The 15,923-nt window shown below is 64.9% G+C and carries 20 protein-coding genes; 10 read left to right on the top strand and 10 right to left on the bottom strand.

Translation table 11 applies throughout. The features are described 5' to 3' along the window. The first annotated feature begins 208 nt into the window (after positions 1-208). Positions 209-412: a hypothetical protein gene (locus DEI99_RS16985; RefSeq protein WP_146247041.1), complete on the top strand. Its 204-nt coding sequence runs from the start codon at positions 209-211 to the stop codon at positions 410-412. Between the two features lie 398 nt (positions 413-810). Here DEI99_RS16985 and DEI99_RS16980 read toward each other — a convergent pair whose 3' ends face one another. Both DEI99_RS16980 and DEI99_RS16975 read right to left on the bottom strand, forming a co-directional pair. Beyond that, positions 811-1,944, bottom strand: a complete 1,134-nt coding sequence (locus DEI99_RS16980; RefSeq protein ID WP_111040467.1) for a serine/threonine-protein kinase — start codon at positions 1,942-1,944, stop codon at positions 811-813. Then, a complete protein-coding gene (locus DEI99_RS16975) occupies positions 1,944-2,402 on the bottom strand; it encodes a hypothetical protein (RefSeq protein ID WP_146247040.1) in 459 nt (152 codons plus the stop codon). Before DEI99_RS16975 ends, DEI99_RS16980 begins: the two co-directional genes overlap by 1 nt. Positions 2,403-2,771: 369 nt before the next feature. Between DEI99_RS16975 and DEI99_RS16970 the strand changes: the two genes are divergently transcribed. Beyond that, positions 2,772-3,590, top strand: coding sequence for a hypothetical protein (locus DEI99_RS16970; protein ID WP_111040466.1), 819 nt, complete (start codon positions 2,772-2,774; stop codon positions 3,588-3,590). A 650-nt stretch (positions 3,591-4,240) separates the two neighbouring features. Here the strand turns inward: DEI99_RS16970 and DEI99_RS16965 are convergent. Genes DEI99_RS16965 through DEI99_RS16955 form a run of 3 tightly spaced genes read right to left on the bottom strand, consistent with a single transcriptional unit; the run spans position 4,241 to position 5,906 of the window. Further along, positions 4,241-4,648 (bottom strand): SRPBCC family protein, encoded by a 408-nt coding sequence (locus DEI99_RS16965; protein WP_111040465.1) that lies wholly within the window; start codon positions 4,646-4,648, stop codon positions 4,241-4,243. Positions 4,649-4,688: 40 nt separating this feature from the next. Beyond that, positions 4,689-5,291 (bottom strand): GNAT family N-acetyltransferase, encoded by a 603-nt coding sequence (locus DEI99_RS16960; RefSeq protein ID WP_111040464.1) that lies wholly within the window; start codon positions 5,289-5,291, stop codon positions 4,689-4,691. 51 nt (positions 5,292-5,342) lie between these two features. After that, a complete protein-coding gene (locus tag DEI99_RS16955) occupies positions 5,343-5,906 on the bottom strand; it encodes a GNAT family N-acetyltransferase (RefSeq protein ID WP_111040490.1) in 564 nt (187 codons plus the stop codon). A gap of 205 nt (positions 5,907-6,111) precedes the next feature. Between DEI99_RS16955 and DEI99_RS16950 the strand changes: the two genes are divergently transcribed. Next, the gene (locus DEI99_RS16950) at positions 6,112-6,696 is read left to right on the top strand and encodes a hypothetical protein (protein ID WP_146247039.1); all 585 of its coding nucleotides are present in this window, start codon (positions 6,112-6,114) and stop codon (positions 6,694-6,696) included. Positions 6,697-6,712: 16 nt separating this feature from the next. Here the strand turns inward: DEI99_RS16950 and DEI99_RS17265 are convergent, their stop codons facing one another. Next, positions 6,713-7,027 (bottom strand): transcriptional regulator, encoded by a 315-nt coding sequence (locus tag DEI99_RS17265; RefSeq protein WP_111040462.1) that lies wholly within the window; start codon positions 7,025-7,027, stop codon positions 6,713-6,715. Between the two features lie 815 nt (positions 7,028-7,842). Further along, complete coding sequence (locus DEI99_RS16945; protein ID WP_111040461.1) at positions 7,843-8,799, bottom strand: GlxA family transcriptional regulator; 957 nt, start codon at positions 8,797-8,799, stop codon at positions 7,843-7,845. Between the two features lie 103 nt (positions 8,800-8,902). On the opposite strand from DEI99_RS16945, the gene DEI99_RS16940 reads away from it, so the two are divergent. Then, positions 8,903-9,556: a DJ-1/PfpI family protein gene (locus DEI99_RS16940; protein ID WP_111040460.1), complete on the top strand. Its 654-nt coding sequence runs from the start codon at positions 8,903-8,905 to the stop codon at positions 9,554-9,556. A gap of 29 nt (positions 9,557-9,585) precedes the next feature. After that, positions 9,586-9,906, top strand: coding sequence for a hypothetical protein (locus tag DEI99_RS16935; protein ID WP_111040459.1), 321 nt, complete (start codon positions 9,586-9,588; stop codon positions 9,904-9,906). An 85-nt stretch (positions 9,907-9,991) separates the two neighbouring features. Here DEI99_RS16935 and DEI99_RS16930 read toward each other — a convergent pair whose 3' ends face one another. Beyond that, positions 9,992-10,798 (bottom strand): SDR family NAD(P)-dependent oxidoreductase, encoded by an 807-nt coding sequence (locus DEI99_RS16930; protein ID WP_111040458.1) that lies wholly within the window; start codon positions 10,796-10,798, stop codon positions 9,992-9,994. Between the two features lie 57 nt (positions 10,799-10,855). Here DEI99_RS16930 and DEI99_RS16925 point away from each other — a divergent pair, with 57 nt between their 5' ends. Further along, positions 10,856-11,437: a TetR/AcrR family transcriptional regulator gene (locus DEI99_RS16925; protein WP_111040457.1), complete on the top strand. Its 582-nt coding sequence runs from the start codon at positions 10,856-10,858 to the stop codon at positions 11,435-11,437. Positions 11,438-11,587: 150 nt separating this feature from the next. Here DEI99_RS16925 and DEI99_RS16920 read toward each other — a convergent pair whose 3' ends face one another. Next, the gene (locus DEI99_RS16920) at positions 11,588-11,926 is read right to left on the bottom strand and encodes a zinc-binding dehydrogenase (protein WP_258369147.1); all 339 of its coding nucleotides are present in this window, start codon (positions 11,924-11,926) and stop codon (positions 11,588-11,590) included. Between the two features lie 310 nt (positions 11,927-12,236). On the opposite strand from DEI99_RS16920, the gene DEI99_RS16915 reads away from it, so the two are divergent. The 3 genes from DEI99_RS16915 (at position 12,237) to DEI99_RS16905 (ending at position 14,153) form a co-directional block, all read left to right on the top strand. Beyond that, positions 12,237-12,800: a GNAT family N-acetyltransferase gene (locus DEI99_RS16915; RefSeq protein ID WP_111040456.1), complete on the top strand. Its 564-nt coding sequence runs from the start codon at positions 12,237-12,239 to the stop codon at positions 12,798-12,800. A gap of 223 nt (positions 12,801-13,023) precedes the next feature. Next, positions 13,024-13,515, top strand: coding sequence for an AAA family ATPase (locus DEI99_RS16910; protein WP_181434304.1), 492 nt, complete (start codon positions 13,024-13,026; stop codon positions 13,513-13,515). Between the two features lie 53 nt (positions 13,516-13,568). Beyond that, positions 13,569-14,153 carry a recombinase family protein gene (locus DEI99_RS16905; protein WP_111040454.1) on the top strand — a complete coding sequence of 195 codons (585 nt, stop codon included), beginning with the start codon at positions 13,569-13,571 and terminating at the stop codon, positions 14,151-14,153. A gap of 151 nt (positions 14,154-14,304) precedes the next feature. Here DEI99_RS16905 and DEI99_RS16900 read toward each other — a convergent pair whose 3' ends face one another. Further along, positions 14,305-14,898, bottom strand: a complete 594-nt coding sequence (locus tag DEI99_RS16900) for a TetR/AcrR family transcriptional regulator (RefSeq protein ID WP_111040453.1) — start codon at positions 14,896-14,898, stop codon at positions 14,305-14,307. A gap of 102 nt (positions 14,899-15,000) precedes the next feature. Here DEI99_RS16900 and DEI99_RS16895 point away from each other — a divergent pair, with 102 nt between their 5' ends. Then, positions 15,001-15,765 carry an SDR family NAD(P)-dependent oxidoreductase gene (locus DEI99_RS16895; protein WP_111040489.1) on the top strand — a complete coding sequence of 255 codons (765 nt, stop codon included), beginning with the start codon at positions 15,001-15,003 and terminating at the stop codon, positions 15,763-15,765. Positions 15,766-15,923 lie beyond the last annotated feature (158 nt).

Below are 15,923 nucleotides of genomic sequence, written 5' to 3'. Positions count from 1 at the left end.
GATCGTTCGCAGCGCAGACGCAATCGCTACTCAGCAACCGTCGGCGGTGCTTCTGCCGCCGGGCTACCGCCACAATCCGTAGTAACTCAGCGCAGCACCATCAAGCGCGCCGCGTGCGCGGACCAGGCTTACGACCCAAGAACTGCAAGACGTTGTCGTCAGGGACTGAGTGGTCCAGCACGGCATCCCCACAAGTGGCAGTTCGCAGATGGCGCAGCCGATCTCCGAGCTCTGCGCCATCCAGCTCGCAATCGAGCACGAGTGCTTGCAGGACTTCCGCCCTTGTGGTCCGCTCACCCGCATCGATAGCGCGCTCGACGAGGGCGTCAAGTCGCTGGTCCAAAGCGAGCTGCAAGCGCAAGCTGACCTGCCGGTCGCGGCTGGTGCGGAGCAGCTCTGCGGCATTCACTGAGTGTCGTGTCTCTGCCATGTCTGACCTCCTCGCTACCTTAGATGTATGACTAAGCGAGGTATGTCAAACCTCCTTACAACCATGATGGCTGTTGGAGGCGTCGAGTGGCTAGATGCTCGCGACCACAGGCTCGCGCATGCGGCGCTTACAGGTCTCAGCCAAACTGCAAGCGGTGCCGAAGTTCTAGCTAGTTTCCACGTACCCCGAGTATGGCGACCCGACCCCGAAGTAGGGCTGCGAGTGCCCGGGGTAACCGGCGCGCTGTGGGACGCCGTGACGACTGGTTCGCTGCAAGTCGTCGAGCACAGCACTCGGGCGGGGTTTGTGCTCGCCTCGGGCCGCCAAGCCGAGGCGAGGCAGCTCTTGAGCCGCCTTCCGGCTGAGCAGGCAAGTGAGGTCTACCGAGTTGCTACCGACTGGGCAGCAGCCTCGACGTCTCGGAACACAAGAGCAAGGGCTTCTGCGCCTTCCACCTCAGGAGCGCGGCGCGCGAAGCGCGCATAACGCCTCCATGTCCGCCCGCCATCCATGCTGGTGGCTGCCGTCACACTGACGTGCCCGACGTTGCGTCCGCCCAGATGTTCAGAACTCACTCTAAGCATTCGTTGGCGTGCGCTCACCTGGCGCGGCGGCCACTTCCCGATCCACTCTGTAGAGCTGACGGGAGTCCAGTCCACATATCTCAGCCCTCGTAGGGATCTGAGGGCCTCGTCGGCCGAAGCGAATCGGCTTTCCGGCTTTGTGGCGATCAATCGTCGAACGAACGTCATCAGACTTGGGCTCACCCATGGCTGAAATCTGAGGTGCCGAGGCGTGAGAGCGGGCTTGCCCGCTTCCACTCGCTGCAACAGGACATTGCCGTCTAGTGCTTGGTAATCAAATGGGCCGTTCAGCAACTCGAACATTGTCAGCCCGGTCGAGTACAGGTCGCTACGCGCATCGAGCAACCCGGAGGAGTACTCGGGTGGTCGGTAGAGCAATGTCCCGCCGGCCGCATCTACCTGCTGCGAGTCGGCATCCAGGTGAGCAGCGCTCCCGAAGTCGCCAACGAAACCCTGATTCCGCGCTGCGTTGAGCATCACGTTGCCTGGCTTCACATCGCGGTGGACGACCCCTGCGGAGACGTGGAGGTAGTGCAGCGCATCGAGAACGCAGTCGATGATTGCGACAGCATCCGCAGTGCCGAATGCGTGGCCCTCGTTCAGTGCGGCATGAATGCTCTGGCCTTCATAATAGTCAGTGGTGAACGTGATCACCTTTAGCGACTCATCGTAATCTGGATCCCACTGCGCGTCCCTGACTTTGATGAGACGAGGGTGATCCATGCTTTCGAGAAGACGCGGCTCACTACGGGCGACGCCGTCAGGGAGGCCAAGCACGGAAATCGACTTTTGTACACGGAGACCGCCGAGAACGGTGTGCTCGTAGAGTTTGGTCTCAGCAGCGCTGCCCTCGTCGATGGTGCGCAGGAAGCTGTAGGTGGGAGCGTGAAGCACCCTGCGGACCCGCGCGTTATCGCCCAAGATCGCCATCAGGAGAGACGCTCCGCAAGCGCCGCGAGAGCGGCGAGATCCCGTTTCCCAGTCCAGTGCGGGGGATGAGCATCGACGATAGCCCCGACGTGCCCCGAGAGCGCACCGTTCTTCGGAAGATCTAGCGCGGAGCGGACCCACTTTCGGCTCCGCCGAACAGACGGGATACCTGCTCGGTCTGCGGCAAGCACCACCGCCGATTCCAGGGAGATCCTCACCACAGATTGGAAGTAGCTGGGTTGGAATCGGCCCGTCTCGGGTTCGAGAATGGTTACGACTGTGATGCCGTTGGCTGAGATGAGTCGCTCGGCCTCATCAAGGGCAGTGCGGATCTGCGTTGCGAGCGGCGAATCGGGTGCAGGCAGGATTCGCAACTGGGCATCTAGGACGTCACCGTCCTCCGAGACGACTGCGAGCCAAAGTTCGTTTGCGGTGCCGTTGACGCCGAGTATCGCCATGATTCCTCCCTGATTCAACCCCCATCATGCAGCCTCGGTTGCCGGTGTACTGCGAGACGAGCCGCGATCACTGAGACTGCTTCGCTTTCGCGGCCTCGTCGAAGTTTGGCGCGCTCCTACCGAAGATGCCAATCCGACCACTCGAAACTCACGCTTCCGCGGGCAGTCGCGATAGTCGCGTGCGCCGGCTCGCGGCGTCCCTCCTCCCGTGAGCTGGCCCGTGATGGCGATGCATCGGACCAGATGCGGCTAGGGGACCACGCGCTGAAGCAGTTTGCTCCGGCGAATTCGTTCAGCACCTAGCCGCGTCCGGCGCCTCACACTGGAAGCACCACGACACCCGGGCCAGCATCAAGGCATGATGAGAGCGTGGATGACACCGAAGTCTCGGGCCCCTATGACAATCGTGAGGCGGACGCGGATGCCGAGCGTGGGTTGCTGTTTCTACAGTTCGGATTCGCGCGGCGGGATCGACTCGATGACCGCTACCAGCAGTTAGCGGTACGCCCCAAATCCTCACTCGCCGGTGACAGCGCGGCGGCTCCGTACAATTCTGTTCCCGACCAGATTGTTAACCTCCTCGGCGCTGCGCTGGACCATCTTCACGGCTTGCAGGTCAGCGTCGAGAGCAGTGGCGGGGCCCTGCTAGCCATGTCATCGTTCACTCTGATCCGGAGCGCAATCGAAGTGGCAGGAACAGGGCTGTGGCTGCTTCAGCCCGCCGCGCGCGATGAACGGTTGCTGAGATCTATGAGGCTGACCCGCGAGAATCGGCGGCAGCTCCGGTCAGTTCTGAGCGATCTCGGAAAATCTGACCCGCGATTCGAGGTTGTAGAAGAACGCCTCAAAGACCAGGCAAACGCTCGCCCCCGTCTCGTGGGAGCAGACCTGACGAAGCTTGAACCGGTTACCGACCGGCTTCGCTCGATAGAGACCATGGTTCCGCCTCGGCACCACCCGCCTCTGGTCATCTGGAGGATGGCGAGCGGCATCGCGCACGGGAACACGAGCATGATGACAGCGGTCCTCGAGCGTCAGCAGGTCGAGGAGTTCGACGGCCGGTCGGCCTCCTTCAACGTCACGTCCAGTTTCGTCACCGTTTCAATGTTCTTTGACGCGGCCCTAAACATGGTCGAAGAACTCCTAGATCAGTTTGACCGACGCAACGACCCGCTTTCCGTGGTCTGACCAGTGAACGGCCGGGCAATTGTTGGCAGGCGTTGGTACAGTCCCGAAGTCACGAGCCTCCGGCACCATGGTCCAGCGCCGGCTCAGCTACCACGCGTTGGCCAGTCCACTCATGATCAGCGACTGCGTTGAGGGGTGCGCTGTCGCGAGACGGATCGCTCTCGCAGGCATGCGCGCGATCCCGCGCATCGTTTGTGTTCGCGAGGAGGACGGCAGGCACGTAACCCTTCACAGGGATCGCACACCCGCACAGTCGTGAACGGGTGCCCCGCAGCCTAATCGAGGCGGTACGCGATTCGGCGACAAGTTATTTGGTCGAGCTGAGTGACATGCACGTTGACTGCGAATCGCGTCAGGCGTATTGGCGACAAGTAGTGAGTACGTTGACAGGGGTTGTCGTCGTCCGCCAGCTGACTTGTCCCACTGCCACGCAGCGAGTCTGAAACACAGAAGTCGACACGTTTCTCGGCAGTAGGAAGGGCGACGTCGACCAGAGGACGGTTCGGAATCCGTGCATCGTGAGGCGTTCGTATGGCGTACGTGAACTGAGAGACTTCGCGGACCATCTATGTGAGACAGGTTCGCCCCGGATTCGGGCCGTAGGGAGCCGGGGCCGCCTGCAAGCACCCGGAGGTCTACTGGACGACCGGCTATCGAGACGCTGCGGCCAGCAGGTTCGTGAGGTGGAACGCCCAGCCTTCCTGGTGCGCCGATCGGACGTCCGACCCGTGAGTCAGCTGCGCGAAGCCATCCTCGCTCAGGGTTACGAGACTGCCTCGGCCGGCCTGCTCGATCTCGAATCGAACGTGCAGCGGCGTAGGCCAAGCCGCCTGCTGCCACACGAAACCGAGCGTGTTCGGTGGGGCAGCTTCCGTGACGTGACCATCGGCGTACTGCTCCCGCCCGTCCTCGGTCCACGTCTCACGCACCGCGGCGCCGACTTCCGGCCTCAGTGAGAGTTCCGGCCACCAGCTGTCGCGACCTTCGGTGAGTGCGAACCAGACCGCTGTGATCGAGGCATCTGAGGTCACTGTGAGCGACAGATTGTCATCGGACATGGAGTGAACCTAACCCCCCACTGTTGCACTAACGGATCGGCTACTGAGACGCGGCGCTGGTGGCAAGGCGCTCGTGGAGTGCGAACTTGACGGTGGGCCACTCGTCGTCGGTGATGGAGTACACCACCGTGTCCCGGATCGTGCCGTTCTCGAACACGGTGTGCTTCCGAAGTACCCCGTCTTGCTTCGCCCCAAGTCCCTCGATTGCTCGACGTGACTGGTGGTTGTGCCAGTGGGCACGGAACTCAACAGCCAAGCACCCCAGCTCCTCGAACGCTCGCGTGAGGAGCAGGAGCTTCGTCGCGGTGTTGAGGCCGGTCCGCTGGGCCTCCTTGCCGAGCCACGTAGAACCGCTTTCGAGTCGCCGGTTGGCGGGGTCAAGGTTGCAGTAGGTCGTCATCCCGACCGCTCGATCGCTACGCACGTCGATGACAGCCCAAGGGGCCATGCGGCCGTCGCGTTGGAGCGCGAGGCGGCTTTCGATGGTGTCGTGCATCTGCTCGGGCGCTGGGATGTGGGTGTACCAGGTTCGCCAGAGCGCGCCGACCGAGACTGCTCGCGCGAGGTCTGCCGCGTGCACGAGGGACAGCGGTTCCAAACGCGCCACCCTGTTACTCAGGCTCGGGGTTGCCCATTGCTCCATGAGCAGAGCCTAGGCACCCGACGTCGCCGGAATCGTCCGTTTCCGGATCGGCTACCGGACGGTCTGGCTTGCGGGAGTTGGGGGTGTGTCCCCCGACAGAACACGAGAGAAGACGAGCTGCGGGCTGTCGTAGAAACGGCTCGTTACCCCTTCCTCGGCGAATCCAAGGCGACGGCATACCCGGTGCGAGGCACTGTTCCTCGGGTCGGTGACCGCGAGCACGGAAGCAAGCCCACGGCTGGCAGCGTCAGTGAGGGCGCCGGCTGCGGCCTCCGTCGCGAACCCGAGCGACTGAGCGCTCGGATGCAGGTGCCAGCCGATTTCGACGGGACGTTCACCAGAAGCTCCGGCCGAGAGGTGTGCAGGCTTCAGTAAGGGGTTGCCCGCAAGCGCGTTCGAGTCTCGGAGCGCGATCGCCCAGACCCCGTGCACCGGGTGATCGAGTGCCCGCCGTCGCTGGATCGAGGCGACCGCCTCGCTCTTGCTCCGCATCGGCGTGGGATCAGCGCCCAAGTACCTTACGGTCTCCCAGCGTGATTCGAGGTCGAACAGAAAGTCGGCGTCGCCTTCCTCCCAGGGACGAAGAATCAGTCTGTCCGTGACGATCGAGCGCATCCGCCCACTCTCCTCGACTGAGCGCACAAGCGCCAGCAGCGCCCCCAATAGCCAGTCGGGGAACACGAATGCCGCGTCCGTTAGACGATCGTCTAACGGGACAGACTTTGCGGTGCTCGCCTTGCAGCGGGCGGAGGTGCGCGAAAAGACCCAGAAGCAAGGTCGCGTGGATCAGCCGCCTCAAGTCACGATCGAGTAACGGGTCGTGACACCACCTGAGAAGGCTCATAGCATCGATAGTTCCACTGAGAAACCACCACTGGAACTGTCGAAAGGAACAATGATGTTTTCAAGACGATTGACAGCGGGCCTCGTGTCCGTTGCTACCGTGATGGGAAGTTTATTTATCGCCGCGCCAAGTTCGGGAGCCACATTCGAACAAAGCGTTCAGCAGGACGTTGCAGCGGACGCAGCTACCGTGAACACTGCAAGCTCGGGGGCTGTTGAAACGAAGGCTATCGCTTCCCCGAACTACGTTGCGGGGAAGTTCTACTACAACTGCGTCAACTCGGACGGATCAATCCGTACGCTGGAAATCGGTGAAAAGACCACTGACTGCAAGGGTGCCGCGATTCAGCAGTATTACGAGAGCGGTCAGTTTGTGCAGACGATTTCCCTCACAACGGCCGGCACGATCGCAGACCCCGACCTGAGTAACCTGGGCTGCGCAATTGGCGTTGTCGGTACGGCACTCGCGGTACTGGCCACCGACGGGATCACGGTGCTTTGGATCGCTTCCACCTCGGCCACGGTGGGAGGCACGATCCTTTCCTGCGCCACTGGCACGTAGAGCTATCCCGTTCGGCCTACTCGCGAAGCAGCGCGCGCAGCGCCGCCACGTGACGCGAGTAGGCCGAGCGGCCCTTCCCCGTAAGCCGAACCGTCGTGCGAGTGCGACCTGCGCGAGAAATCTTGCTGACTTGCACGTAGGACTCTGCGCTCAGCGTGGCGAGATGTTTGCTGAGAGCCGACTCCGAAAGCCCGAGGATCTCCCGTAGAGCGGAGAACTCCATAGTGTCTACCACACTGAGGTAGGCACATATTGTCAGCCTCTTAGGCGCATGAATAACTTCGTTGAAGTCAGCCGCGGAAAATTGACCCAGGATTTCACCGATGGACATGACCTCGACTGCGTTCGTAGATGGCACCATAAGCAATGGTCGCGATGAAGACAACGACGGCGATGAGCACTGGTAGCAGCAAGTTACTCGACCCGACTGTGATGAAGCGCCCGAGAACCATGAGCCCGAGGATGACAAGCAGCAGGGCATACGTCCAGAGTGACGCTCGTCCTGATCGGAGACCACCGACAGTCGAACCGGACGCTGACCGCCGAATGCTGTACAGCAGGCGACCGACAGCGAGAGCGGCCAAGCCCCCAACTACAATCCAGATAGGCGTGCCCAGGCTGACGACCAAGCTAAGGGCAGCAAGCAGTACTCCGGAGCATGCGTAGAACCACAACGGGGCCTTGCTCGCCTGAGCGGCAGTTGTCTCCGTATGTTTCGCTGCACGCAACGACGCGCGCAGGGCTGTCTGGTCCGGTTCCCGACTTTCCATAGGGGCAAGTTACGCCGGTTGCGCCCCGCAGTCAACGGCGCCTTGTCTGCCGATGCGTCCACCTGCGCGCTGACCTTGCCGTCGATGAGGTCGTGGATCTGTTCCCTGGCAGCGGCGCCGTGTCAGACGCAATCGCAACGTCCACCGCGGTGGTGCGGCACGAACGTCAACGCGCGGCGCATCCGGTACAGGCGCAGCAGGTGCGCCGGACCGCGAGGGCGAGCACCGCGCGGAAGGCCGCGGTCCTCGCTGCGTTGCGTGCTGGCGGGTCGATCCGGTCTGTCGCGGCGGACGCACGAGTGTCGACGACCACGGTGCGGAAGTGGAAACGAGAAGCCGCGAAGGAGTAGCCCTAACCGGACTCGTTCAAGGATCGTCATCCGGACACGGAGGCCCGCCCCGCGACGGTCAGGGCCGCGCGGTAACGGGCAGGGCTCGTGCCGACTACGTCTGCGAACCGTGCGCGGAGATTCGCCGGCGAGCCCAGACCGGATCGCGCGGCGATCTGGTCGACCGAGAGATCGGTAGTCTCGAGAAGCTGTTGAGCGATGCGCACTCTCGCCCTGATCAGCCATCGGGACGGGGGAAGCCGTAGCTCGTCGATGAATCGCCTGTTGAGGGTCCTGGCACTCACGGCGGCTATGGCGGCGATGTCCGCGACGGTGATTGGCTCGGCCGCATTCGCTTCGATCCACTCGAGGACCGAGGTCAGGCTCGTGCTCCCGACTCTGTCGTCCTTGATGAACTGGGCCTGTCCAGCCTCTCTGGTGAGGGGCACCACCGCAGTCCGGGCGGTGTCCGCCGCGACCCCAGCCCCGAAGTCGCGGTCGACGAGGTGCAGACAGAGGTCGATACCTGCGGATGCTCCCGCCGAGCAGAGGAGCTGTCCGTTGTCGACGTAGAGCGCCTCCGGTACGACTTCGACCTCGGGGTGCCGGGTCGCGAGCAAGTCAACCGCCCGCCAGTGCGTCGTCGCCCGCAGGCCGTCGAGCAGCCCGGTCTGCGCCAGATCGAGGGCTCCAACGCAGATCGACGCGATACGGGCACCTCGTCGCGCGGCGTCCCGGAGAGCATGGAGGACCTCATCGTCGAGGGGGGCGCTCGGGTCGCTCCGCCCCGGGACGATGATCGTGTCAGCGGCTGCGGTCTCCGCGAGGGAGTAGGGGACCGCGATGCCCAGCGGGCCCGATGGGACGGTCGAGTCCGGTCCGGCGACGCGCAGGCGGTAGAGCGGCAGCCCAGCGGCATCTACCGCGCGCCCGAGGACCTCCACTGGAGTGGTGAGGTCGAAAGCGATCACGTCGGGGAGCGCCAGGACGACCACTCGGTGCATGGCGAGATCCTCGCACACGTTGGCTCATCGGCCACTCGTGCAAAATCGTGTCACTCCGTAGCGTCATCATGTCAGCCCGATACGCCGCCCGGAAGGACCCGCTGTGATCGCCCAGATCGTCCTCTACGAGGGCTTCGATCCCCTCGACGTCATCGCACCATTCGAAGTACTCAACGCCGGTTCGGATGCGCTCGGAGGGATCATCGACGTCCGTCTCGTCGGGCTTGATGCACCAGGTCCGGTCACGAGCGGAACCGGCGGACTGCAACTGAAGGCGAAGCACGTCCTTATGCCCGAGGCTCCCGGTGTTGTAATCGTCCCCGGGGCCTCCGGCCCGGTGCACGGCGATCCCGACACGGAACGCATCATCCCCGTGATCCTCGCCGGCTTGGCCGAGACAGCCCTGCCGAGCCTGATGCGACGGGCGTTCGCGGCACCGGACACAATCGTCGCGACGGTCTGCGGCGGTGGGCTCGCTCTCGCGATGGCCGGCCTCCTAGAAGGGCGGACCGCCGTGACGCACACGATGGGCAATGACGTCCTCGAGGCCACGGGGACGACTGTGGTTCGCGCCCGGGTCGTCGACGACGGGGACCTCGTCACTGCCGGCGGTGTGACGTCTGGCCTCGACCTCGCTCTGTACCTGCTCGAACGTATGCACGGGCCACGTATCGCCCACGCCGTCGAGGAACTCTTCGAGTACGAGCGTCGCGGAACCGTGTGGTCAGCACGTGGCCCTGTTCCGCTTCCCGCCTGAACCCACTACCACCAGAGGAACGATTGATCATGAGCACCCTCCCCGGTATCTGGGACCTCTCGATGCGAACGCCGATCGGCACCATTAACGCCAGGATGCAGTTCACCGCCGATAGGGGGATCATCGTCGGCGCGGCTACAGGCAGAGGAGAAGACGTGCCGCTCCGCGATGTCCGCGTCGAGGACACGAGCACTGGGGAGCACGTCACCTGGTCACAGAGCATCACCAAGCCGATGCGCCTCAATCTCGAATTCGACGTGCTCGTGAACGGGGACGGGATGGTCGGGCATTCGCGCGCCGGACGTCTCCCACGGACGACCGTCACCGGAACTCGCGTCCTGCACTCCTGAGGACGGCGCCGAGGAAGGCCGCCTGTGGCAGTGGCGGGACCTTGATCATGTTGACGGTCGAACGCTGCCCCGCTCGACAAGAGGGCTATCGATGGCGGCGCACGGGGTCGGTCACCCGATGCATGAGGGCGACGGTCCGACGACGACTGAGTAGCCGCATCGTGCTGGCCGCGATGCGGTTGGCCCTCCCGTCGATCACGCTCGGTCCCGGGTTTCGCGAGTCGAGGTGCGCCAGTGCGGTGGCTACGACGTCCCCGGCGGATCGCATCGCCGCCCCGGCGGTCGCGTCCTCTGTCCCGACGACGCTGTTGAACTCGGTGCTCGTGGCACCGGGCGACAACGCGAAGACAGTGATACCCGTGCCACGGAGCTCGGCCCACAGGGATTCGGTGAAGCTCAGCACGAACGCCTTCGCCGCACCGTAGACGGCCATCCGCGGACTCGGGCTGTACGCAGCCATGCTCGCGACGTTGATCAGCAAGCCGCGCTCAGCGGCAAGTAGATCAGGCAGGAACGCGGAGGTGAGCCGAACGGGTGCCATCACGTCGAGGGCGACCTCGGCCTCGAGTCGTTCTGCTTCCTCGTCGACGAACGGGCCGAACGTGCCGAAGCCGGCGTTGTTGACGAGGCCGGTAATGCGCATCCCTCGCTCCCCGACCGCGGCCCGCAGGTCAAGACCCGCCGTCGGCGATGTCAGATCAGCAGCCATGATTTCTACGGTGCTGCCGTGGTCACGGCGGAGGTCGGCGGCAAGCTGCTCCAGGCGGTCGCGGCGCCGCGCAACGAGGACGACAGCGGCGCCCCGGGCGGTGAGGTCGACAGCGAACCGATGACCGATCCCGGAGCTCGCTCCGGTGATCAGGATCGTCTGGGTCGAGAGGTCGTAGGCCACCCTGGCACTTTATGCCTACTTGGCACGCAGTGCCAAGAAGGCACATAGAATGGTTAGATGACCGAAACGACAGCATGGGACCGCCAGCGAACGGCTGTGCGCGACGAGATCACCCGCACGGCGGTCGACCTGTTCCTCCGGCAGGGGTTCGAGGCGACAACGGTGGATCAAATTCTCGAGAGCGTCGGGGTCTCGCGGCGGTCGTTCTTCCGTTACTTCGGCACGAAGGAGGACGTGGTCCTCGGCGACCTGGTCGCCAGGGGTGCCGTTATCGCCGAAGCGCTGAAGGTGCGCCCGGAGGACGAAGAACCGTGGGCTGCGATCCGCGCAGCGTTCACTGAGGCCGGTGAAATACTGACTCTCGACCGCTCATCCATGCTCGCCCTCGGCCGCATGCTCTTCGACACTCCGTCGCTGCTGGCTCGCCACATCGAGAAGCGGCTCCGTTGGCAGGGAATGTTCGTGCCCCTGATTGCCGCTCGTCTCGCGGACACGGACGACCGCGACCTCCGCGCGCACGCCATCGTGGCTGCGGCGCTTACCTGCCTCGATGCTGCCTCTCGGGAATGGGTGCGAGGGGATGGTCAGTACGACCTCAGCGAGCTCTACGACCGGGCGGTCTCGGCGGTACGCGCGTGACACCGCCGTCGCTTTTGGCATGTGCACGCATCGAAAGCTGATCGGCCGGCCAGAGCTGAGTGCGCCACCGCGCAGGAGACCGTCAGTCTCCTCGCCCGCAGCGCTGCCGAGCGCAAATGCTAAGACGGTCGCGGCCTTGCCGCGACCGTCTTAAAGTTCACATCGCGGGGAGCACGATGACCTTGCCGGCGACCCGGCCAGCCGCCCCTTCGGCGTGCAGCGCCGAGACTCGGCGAGCGGGATCCGCCGCGTGACCTCGACCGTCAGCGAGCCGTCGTCGACGAGGGCGACGAGCTGCCGGAGGCGGTCCCGGTCAGGCCGGACGAAGACGGTCGCCGCTCGGACTCCACGAGAGGCGTCGTCCGGGGTGGCCATGAACGCCGTCGTGCTGACGACGACCCCGCCGTCCCGGACGAGGGCGACCGCGGCCGCGAACTCGTCCGGCTCGATCGGCGCGAGGTTGAGCAGCACGTCGACGGGCTCGGCCACGGCGGCGAGGACGCACCGTATCGCGTCGCCTCTCGCCCTGTCTCGGTAGCCGATCGGTCTGCGAGGTAGTTCGATCACAAACCGAACAGGCCAAGTCCTCCTGAGATGGCGATCCCGAGTCCCATGACTATTGCCACCGTGCTCCCGATGATGACGGCCAGCCGCTGATCCTTGTTCATCCCCATAGCCCGAGCTTAGGAGTGTCCGGTAGCCGATCGGCTATCGGACGCTGGCGAGCGGTGGAGGCCGGGCGACCCGTCACAGGAGTCGTTCCTCGGCTCGGTGAGTGGAGTTGCAGTAACGTCATTTCATGCGTTTGCCTCACGACCTCGGCGATGGATACGGCCTTGCTCTGCGTGATGGTTCGACGGTCGAAGTGATGCATGATCTGACCCTCAACGAGCTGTCGCGCCTACGAGCCTGGGAACCTTGGGCTGCTCCGGAGCAGACCCTCGAATCTGCTGAGGCATACGCCTCGTTCGCGATAGCGCTTTACGAGCAGGGCACGAGTCTCCCCTTGATGATCACCTGTGGCGACGAGCCCGTCGGGAGCGCATCGCTACGCCTCGACCGGTATGCCGGCATCGGAGAGTTGGGATTCTGGATCGCTGCAGCGCATGAGGGACAGGGAGTGGTGACCCGGGCATGCGAAGCACTGATCGATGAGGCGCGCGCAGAAGGCTTAGCGCGAGTCGAGATTCGAACGGCGGTTTTGAACACCCGTAGTCGAGCAGTAGCGGAGCGCCTGGGCTTCATGCACGAGGGCACTCTTCGCTCCGCTCTTGCGCTGAGCCCGGAGCGAGCCGATGTGGCCTTGTACGGGATGGTGCTTACTGCCGGTCACGGCGCAGAGCAGGACGCGCCCGCCGCCTGACGGCCGTGGTGACGCAGAGCAGGACGACTGCCATCCCAGCGGCTTGCATCCAGGACAGCGTCCTTCCCGAGCACCTCGCCACGGAAGAAGCGCTGCTGATGAAACTCAGTGCACAAGAGCGAGAAAGCCTGGTACAGCTCCTGAAACGCCTCGCGCCGATGTCTCAATAGCCGATCGGCTATCGAGACAGCGCGCACACCGGCGACGTCCTAGCCTGCTTGTCGTGCTCATCGTGATCCGCGGTGCCTCTGGCTCTGGCAAGTCGACCCTCGCGGCGCAGCTGCAACAGGAGCTGGGGTGGCCCACCGCGGTCCTCAGTCAAGACCACTTCCGGCGGACGATCTTCAAGGAGCGCGCGGACGCCGGTCACGCTGACGGCATGGAGCACGCCGCGCTCCTCGAAGTCGCAGCGAAACACTGCCTCTGGGCCGGCCATGACGTCGTTTTAGAAGGGATCTTCCAGTCCGCCGGCTACGCAACGATGCTGGATCGGATTTCGAGCATGTCGACCGATGCCCGCTTCTATGCCTTTGACCTCACATTCGAGGAGACCCTGCGGCGGCACGCGGGACGTTCGCTGGCGTCCGAGGTCAGCCAGGACCAAATGCGCGCTTGGTTCCGCGGATGGGACCCGCTCCCGTTCGTGACGGAGCAGCCGATCCTCCCGGGTGAAGACTTAGCCGCAGTGACTCAACGAATCCTCCGCGGCCGTTGAAGGATCGGAAGTGAGACGACGCAAGCACGGCGCAGCAAGCCGATCCTCGCGCCATGAATGCTCTCCTCATCGGGTACGCCCGCGTCTCAACCTACGAACAAGACCTCACCGCCCAGCGCATCGCGCTTGAACGGCTTGGAGTCCTTCCGACCAACATCCACACCGACCACGGCTTGACCGGCACAAATCGTTCACGACCCGGTCTCCGCGAAGCGCTCGCTTCCTGCCGTGACGGCGACACCCTGGTGATCGCGAAGCTGGATCGATCAGCCAGGAGCCTCCGCGATGCGAAGGACATCGTCGACGAGCTCACCGCGAAGAACGTCAAGCTCAACATCGGGGGCTCAGTCCACGATCCCAACGACCCCGTAGGCCGGCTGCTGTTCAACGTCCTCGCGATGGTGGCTGAGTTCGAATCAGACCTGATTCGAGCCCGGACGCGCGAGGGGATGCAGATCGCCAAGGCCAAGGGGCACCTGCGCGGCCGACAGCCCAAGCTCAGTGCCGCGCAGCAACGACATCTCCTTGAGGTGCACGAAGCCGGCACGCACTCGGTCGCCGAACTCGCCGAACTGTTCGGCATCGGACGAGCAACCGTCTACCGCTGCATCGACCGCCAAGCTCACCCCGACCGCTGACCAGGCCGATCCGGTCTCGGGCCAACACGTCCGAGAGCGGATCGCTCGCCGGACGGCTCGACGTGCCCGATCAGCACGCCGACCACGGGTGTCGTCGCCGTCGGCGGCGGAGTCGAGCCGGGTCGTGACACCGCCCGCCCACGACCGCGCGTCACCGACGAGCGGCGAGGACCTCGATCGCGCTGTCCGCCGCGTCGACGAGGACCTGCTCGTCGACGCCCGACTCACCGAGCGCCTCGAGCCCTCGCAGCGTCGCGAGCAGGGAGTTGCCCGTTCGCACCGGATCGAGTCGGGGATCGACGTCCCCGGCTCGCTGGCCGGCAGCGACGCAGGCGGCGAGGATCCCGGCGAGGTCCTCGAAGGTCCGGCGAGACCGCTCGGCGACCGACGGTCGGCGCGCGGCCAGCTCGGCGGTGGTCTTGGCGAGCAGGCAGGCCCGCTCGACTCCTGACGACCCCCGTCGGGTCGCAGCTCGGACGAGGTGGCTGCGCAGCCGCTCGAACGCCGATTCGTCCGGTCCGCCGAGCGCCGCGCGCACGGCGGCTGTCGCATCGTCGCAGTAGAGCTCGTAGACCCGGTCGAAGATCGCTTCCTTGTCGCCGAACGCCGCGTACAGGCTGCCCTTGCCGAGGCCGCTCGCGGCCATGATGTCGCTCATGCTGGTCGCGGCGAACCCGCGGTCCCAGAACTCCTGCTCGACGCTCCGCAGCACCGTCTCCTCGTCGAACGTCCTCGGCCTGCTCATGAGGACATCCTAGAGACTCCTGACCGACCGGTCCAGAACCTGTGTATGGTGAACCGAGCGGTCCAGAACGGGCGCGCGGAACCGACTGAGCAGGAGACCCTCATGGGGCAGTTCGACGGAAAGACCATCCTCGTCACCGGCGGGAGCACCGGGATCGGCTTCGCAGCCGCGCAGCGCTTCGTCGACGAAGGCGGCACGGTGTACCTGACGGGCCGACGACAGGACGAGCTCAGCGCGGCCGTCGATCGCCTCGGCCCCCGCGCGGTGGGCGTGCGCGGCGACGTCGCCGACCCTGCGGGCCTGGACGAGGTGTTCGCGACGATCGCGCAGCGGAGCGGTTCGCTCGACGTCCTCTTCGCCAACGCCGGCGGGGGCACGGGCCTGGCGACCATCGACGAGTTCGACGCAGCGGACTTCGACGCGACCTTCGGACGGAACGTCCTCGGTACCGCGCTGACGGTCCAGCGAGCACTCCCGCTGATGGGCGCATCGGCTTCGATCGTCATCACCGGCTCGACCAGCGCGGCGACCGGCTCGCCCGGGTTCGGGATCTACTCGGCGAGCAAGGCAGCGATCCGCCAGTTCGCCCGGGTCTGGGCGGCCGAGTTGGCACCCCGTGGGATCCGCGTCAACACGGTGGTGCCCGGCCCGACGGACACACCCGGACTCCGAGGCATCGCGAAGGGCGACCCGGAACGCGAGTCGGCGCTGCTCGCGCAGATGGCAGCGGACACGGCGCTGGGCCGGGTGGGGGACCCCGCCGAGATCGCGGAGGTCGTGCTGTTCCTCGCCTCGGACCGAGCCAGCTTCGTGACCGGGTCGGAGTTCCTGGTCGACGGCGGCCAGGTCGAGACCCGCACCGACTGATCGAGGGGACTGTCGCGCGTCGGGAGCAGGTCGCGTCGTCCGGGCACGTGGGGTCGAGGCGCTGGTCTCGGCGGAGCGATGGAGCCGTCGTCTCCTCGGACGGACAGCTCGACCGCTGGCCGATAGCGTCGAGTCGCCGCTCTGTCCGGAGCGTGCAC

The sequence above is a fragment of the Curtobacterium sp. MCLR17_036 genome (assembly GCF_003234445.2).
Lineage (GTDB): Bacteria > Actinomycetota > Actinomycetes > Actinomycetales > Microbacteriaceae > Curtobacterium.
Note: the sequence above shows the minus strand (reverse complement) of the source record. Positions and strands in the feature narration are given on the sequence as shown.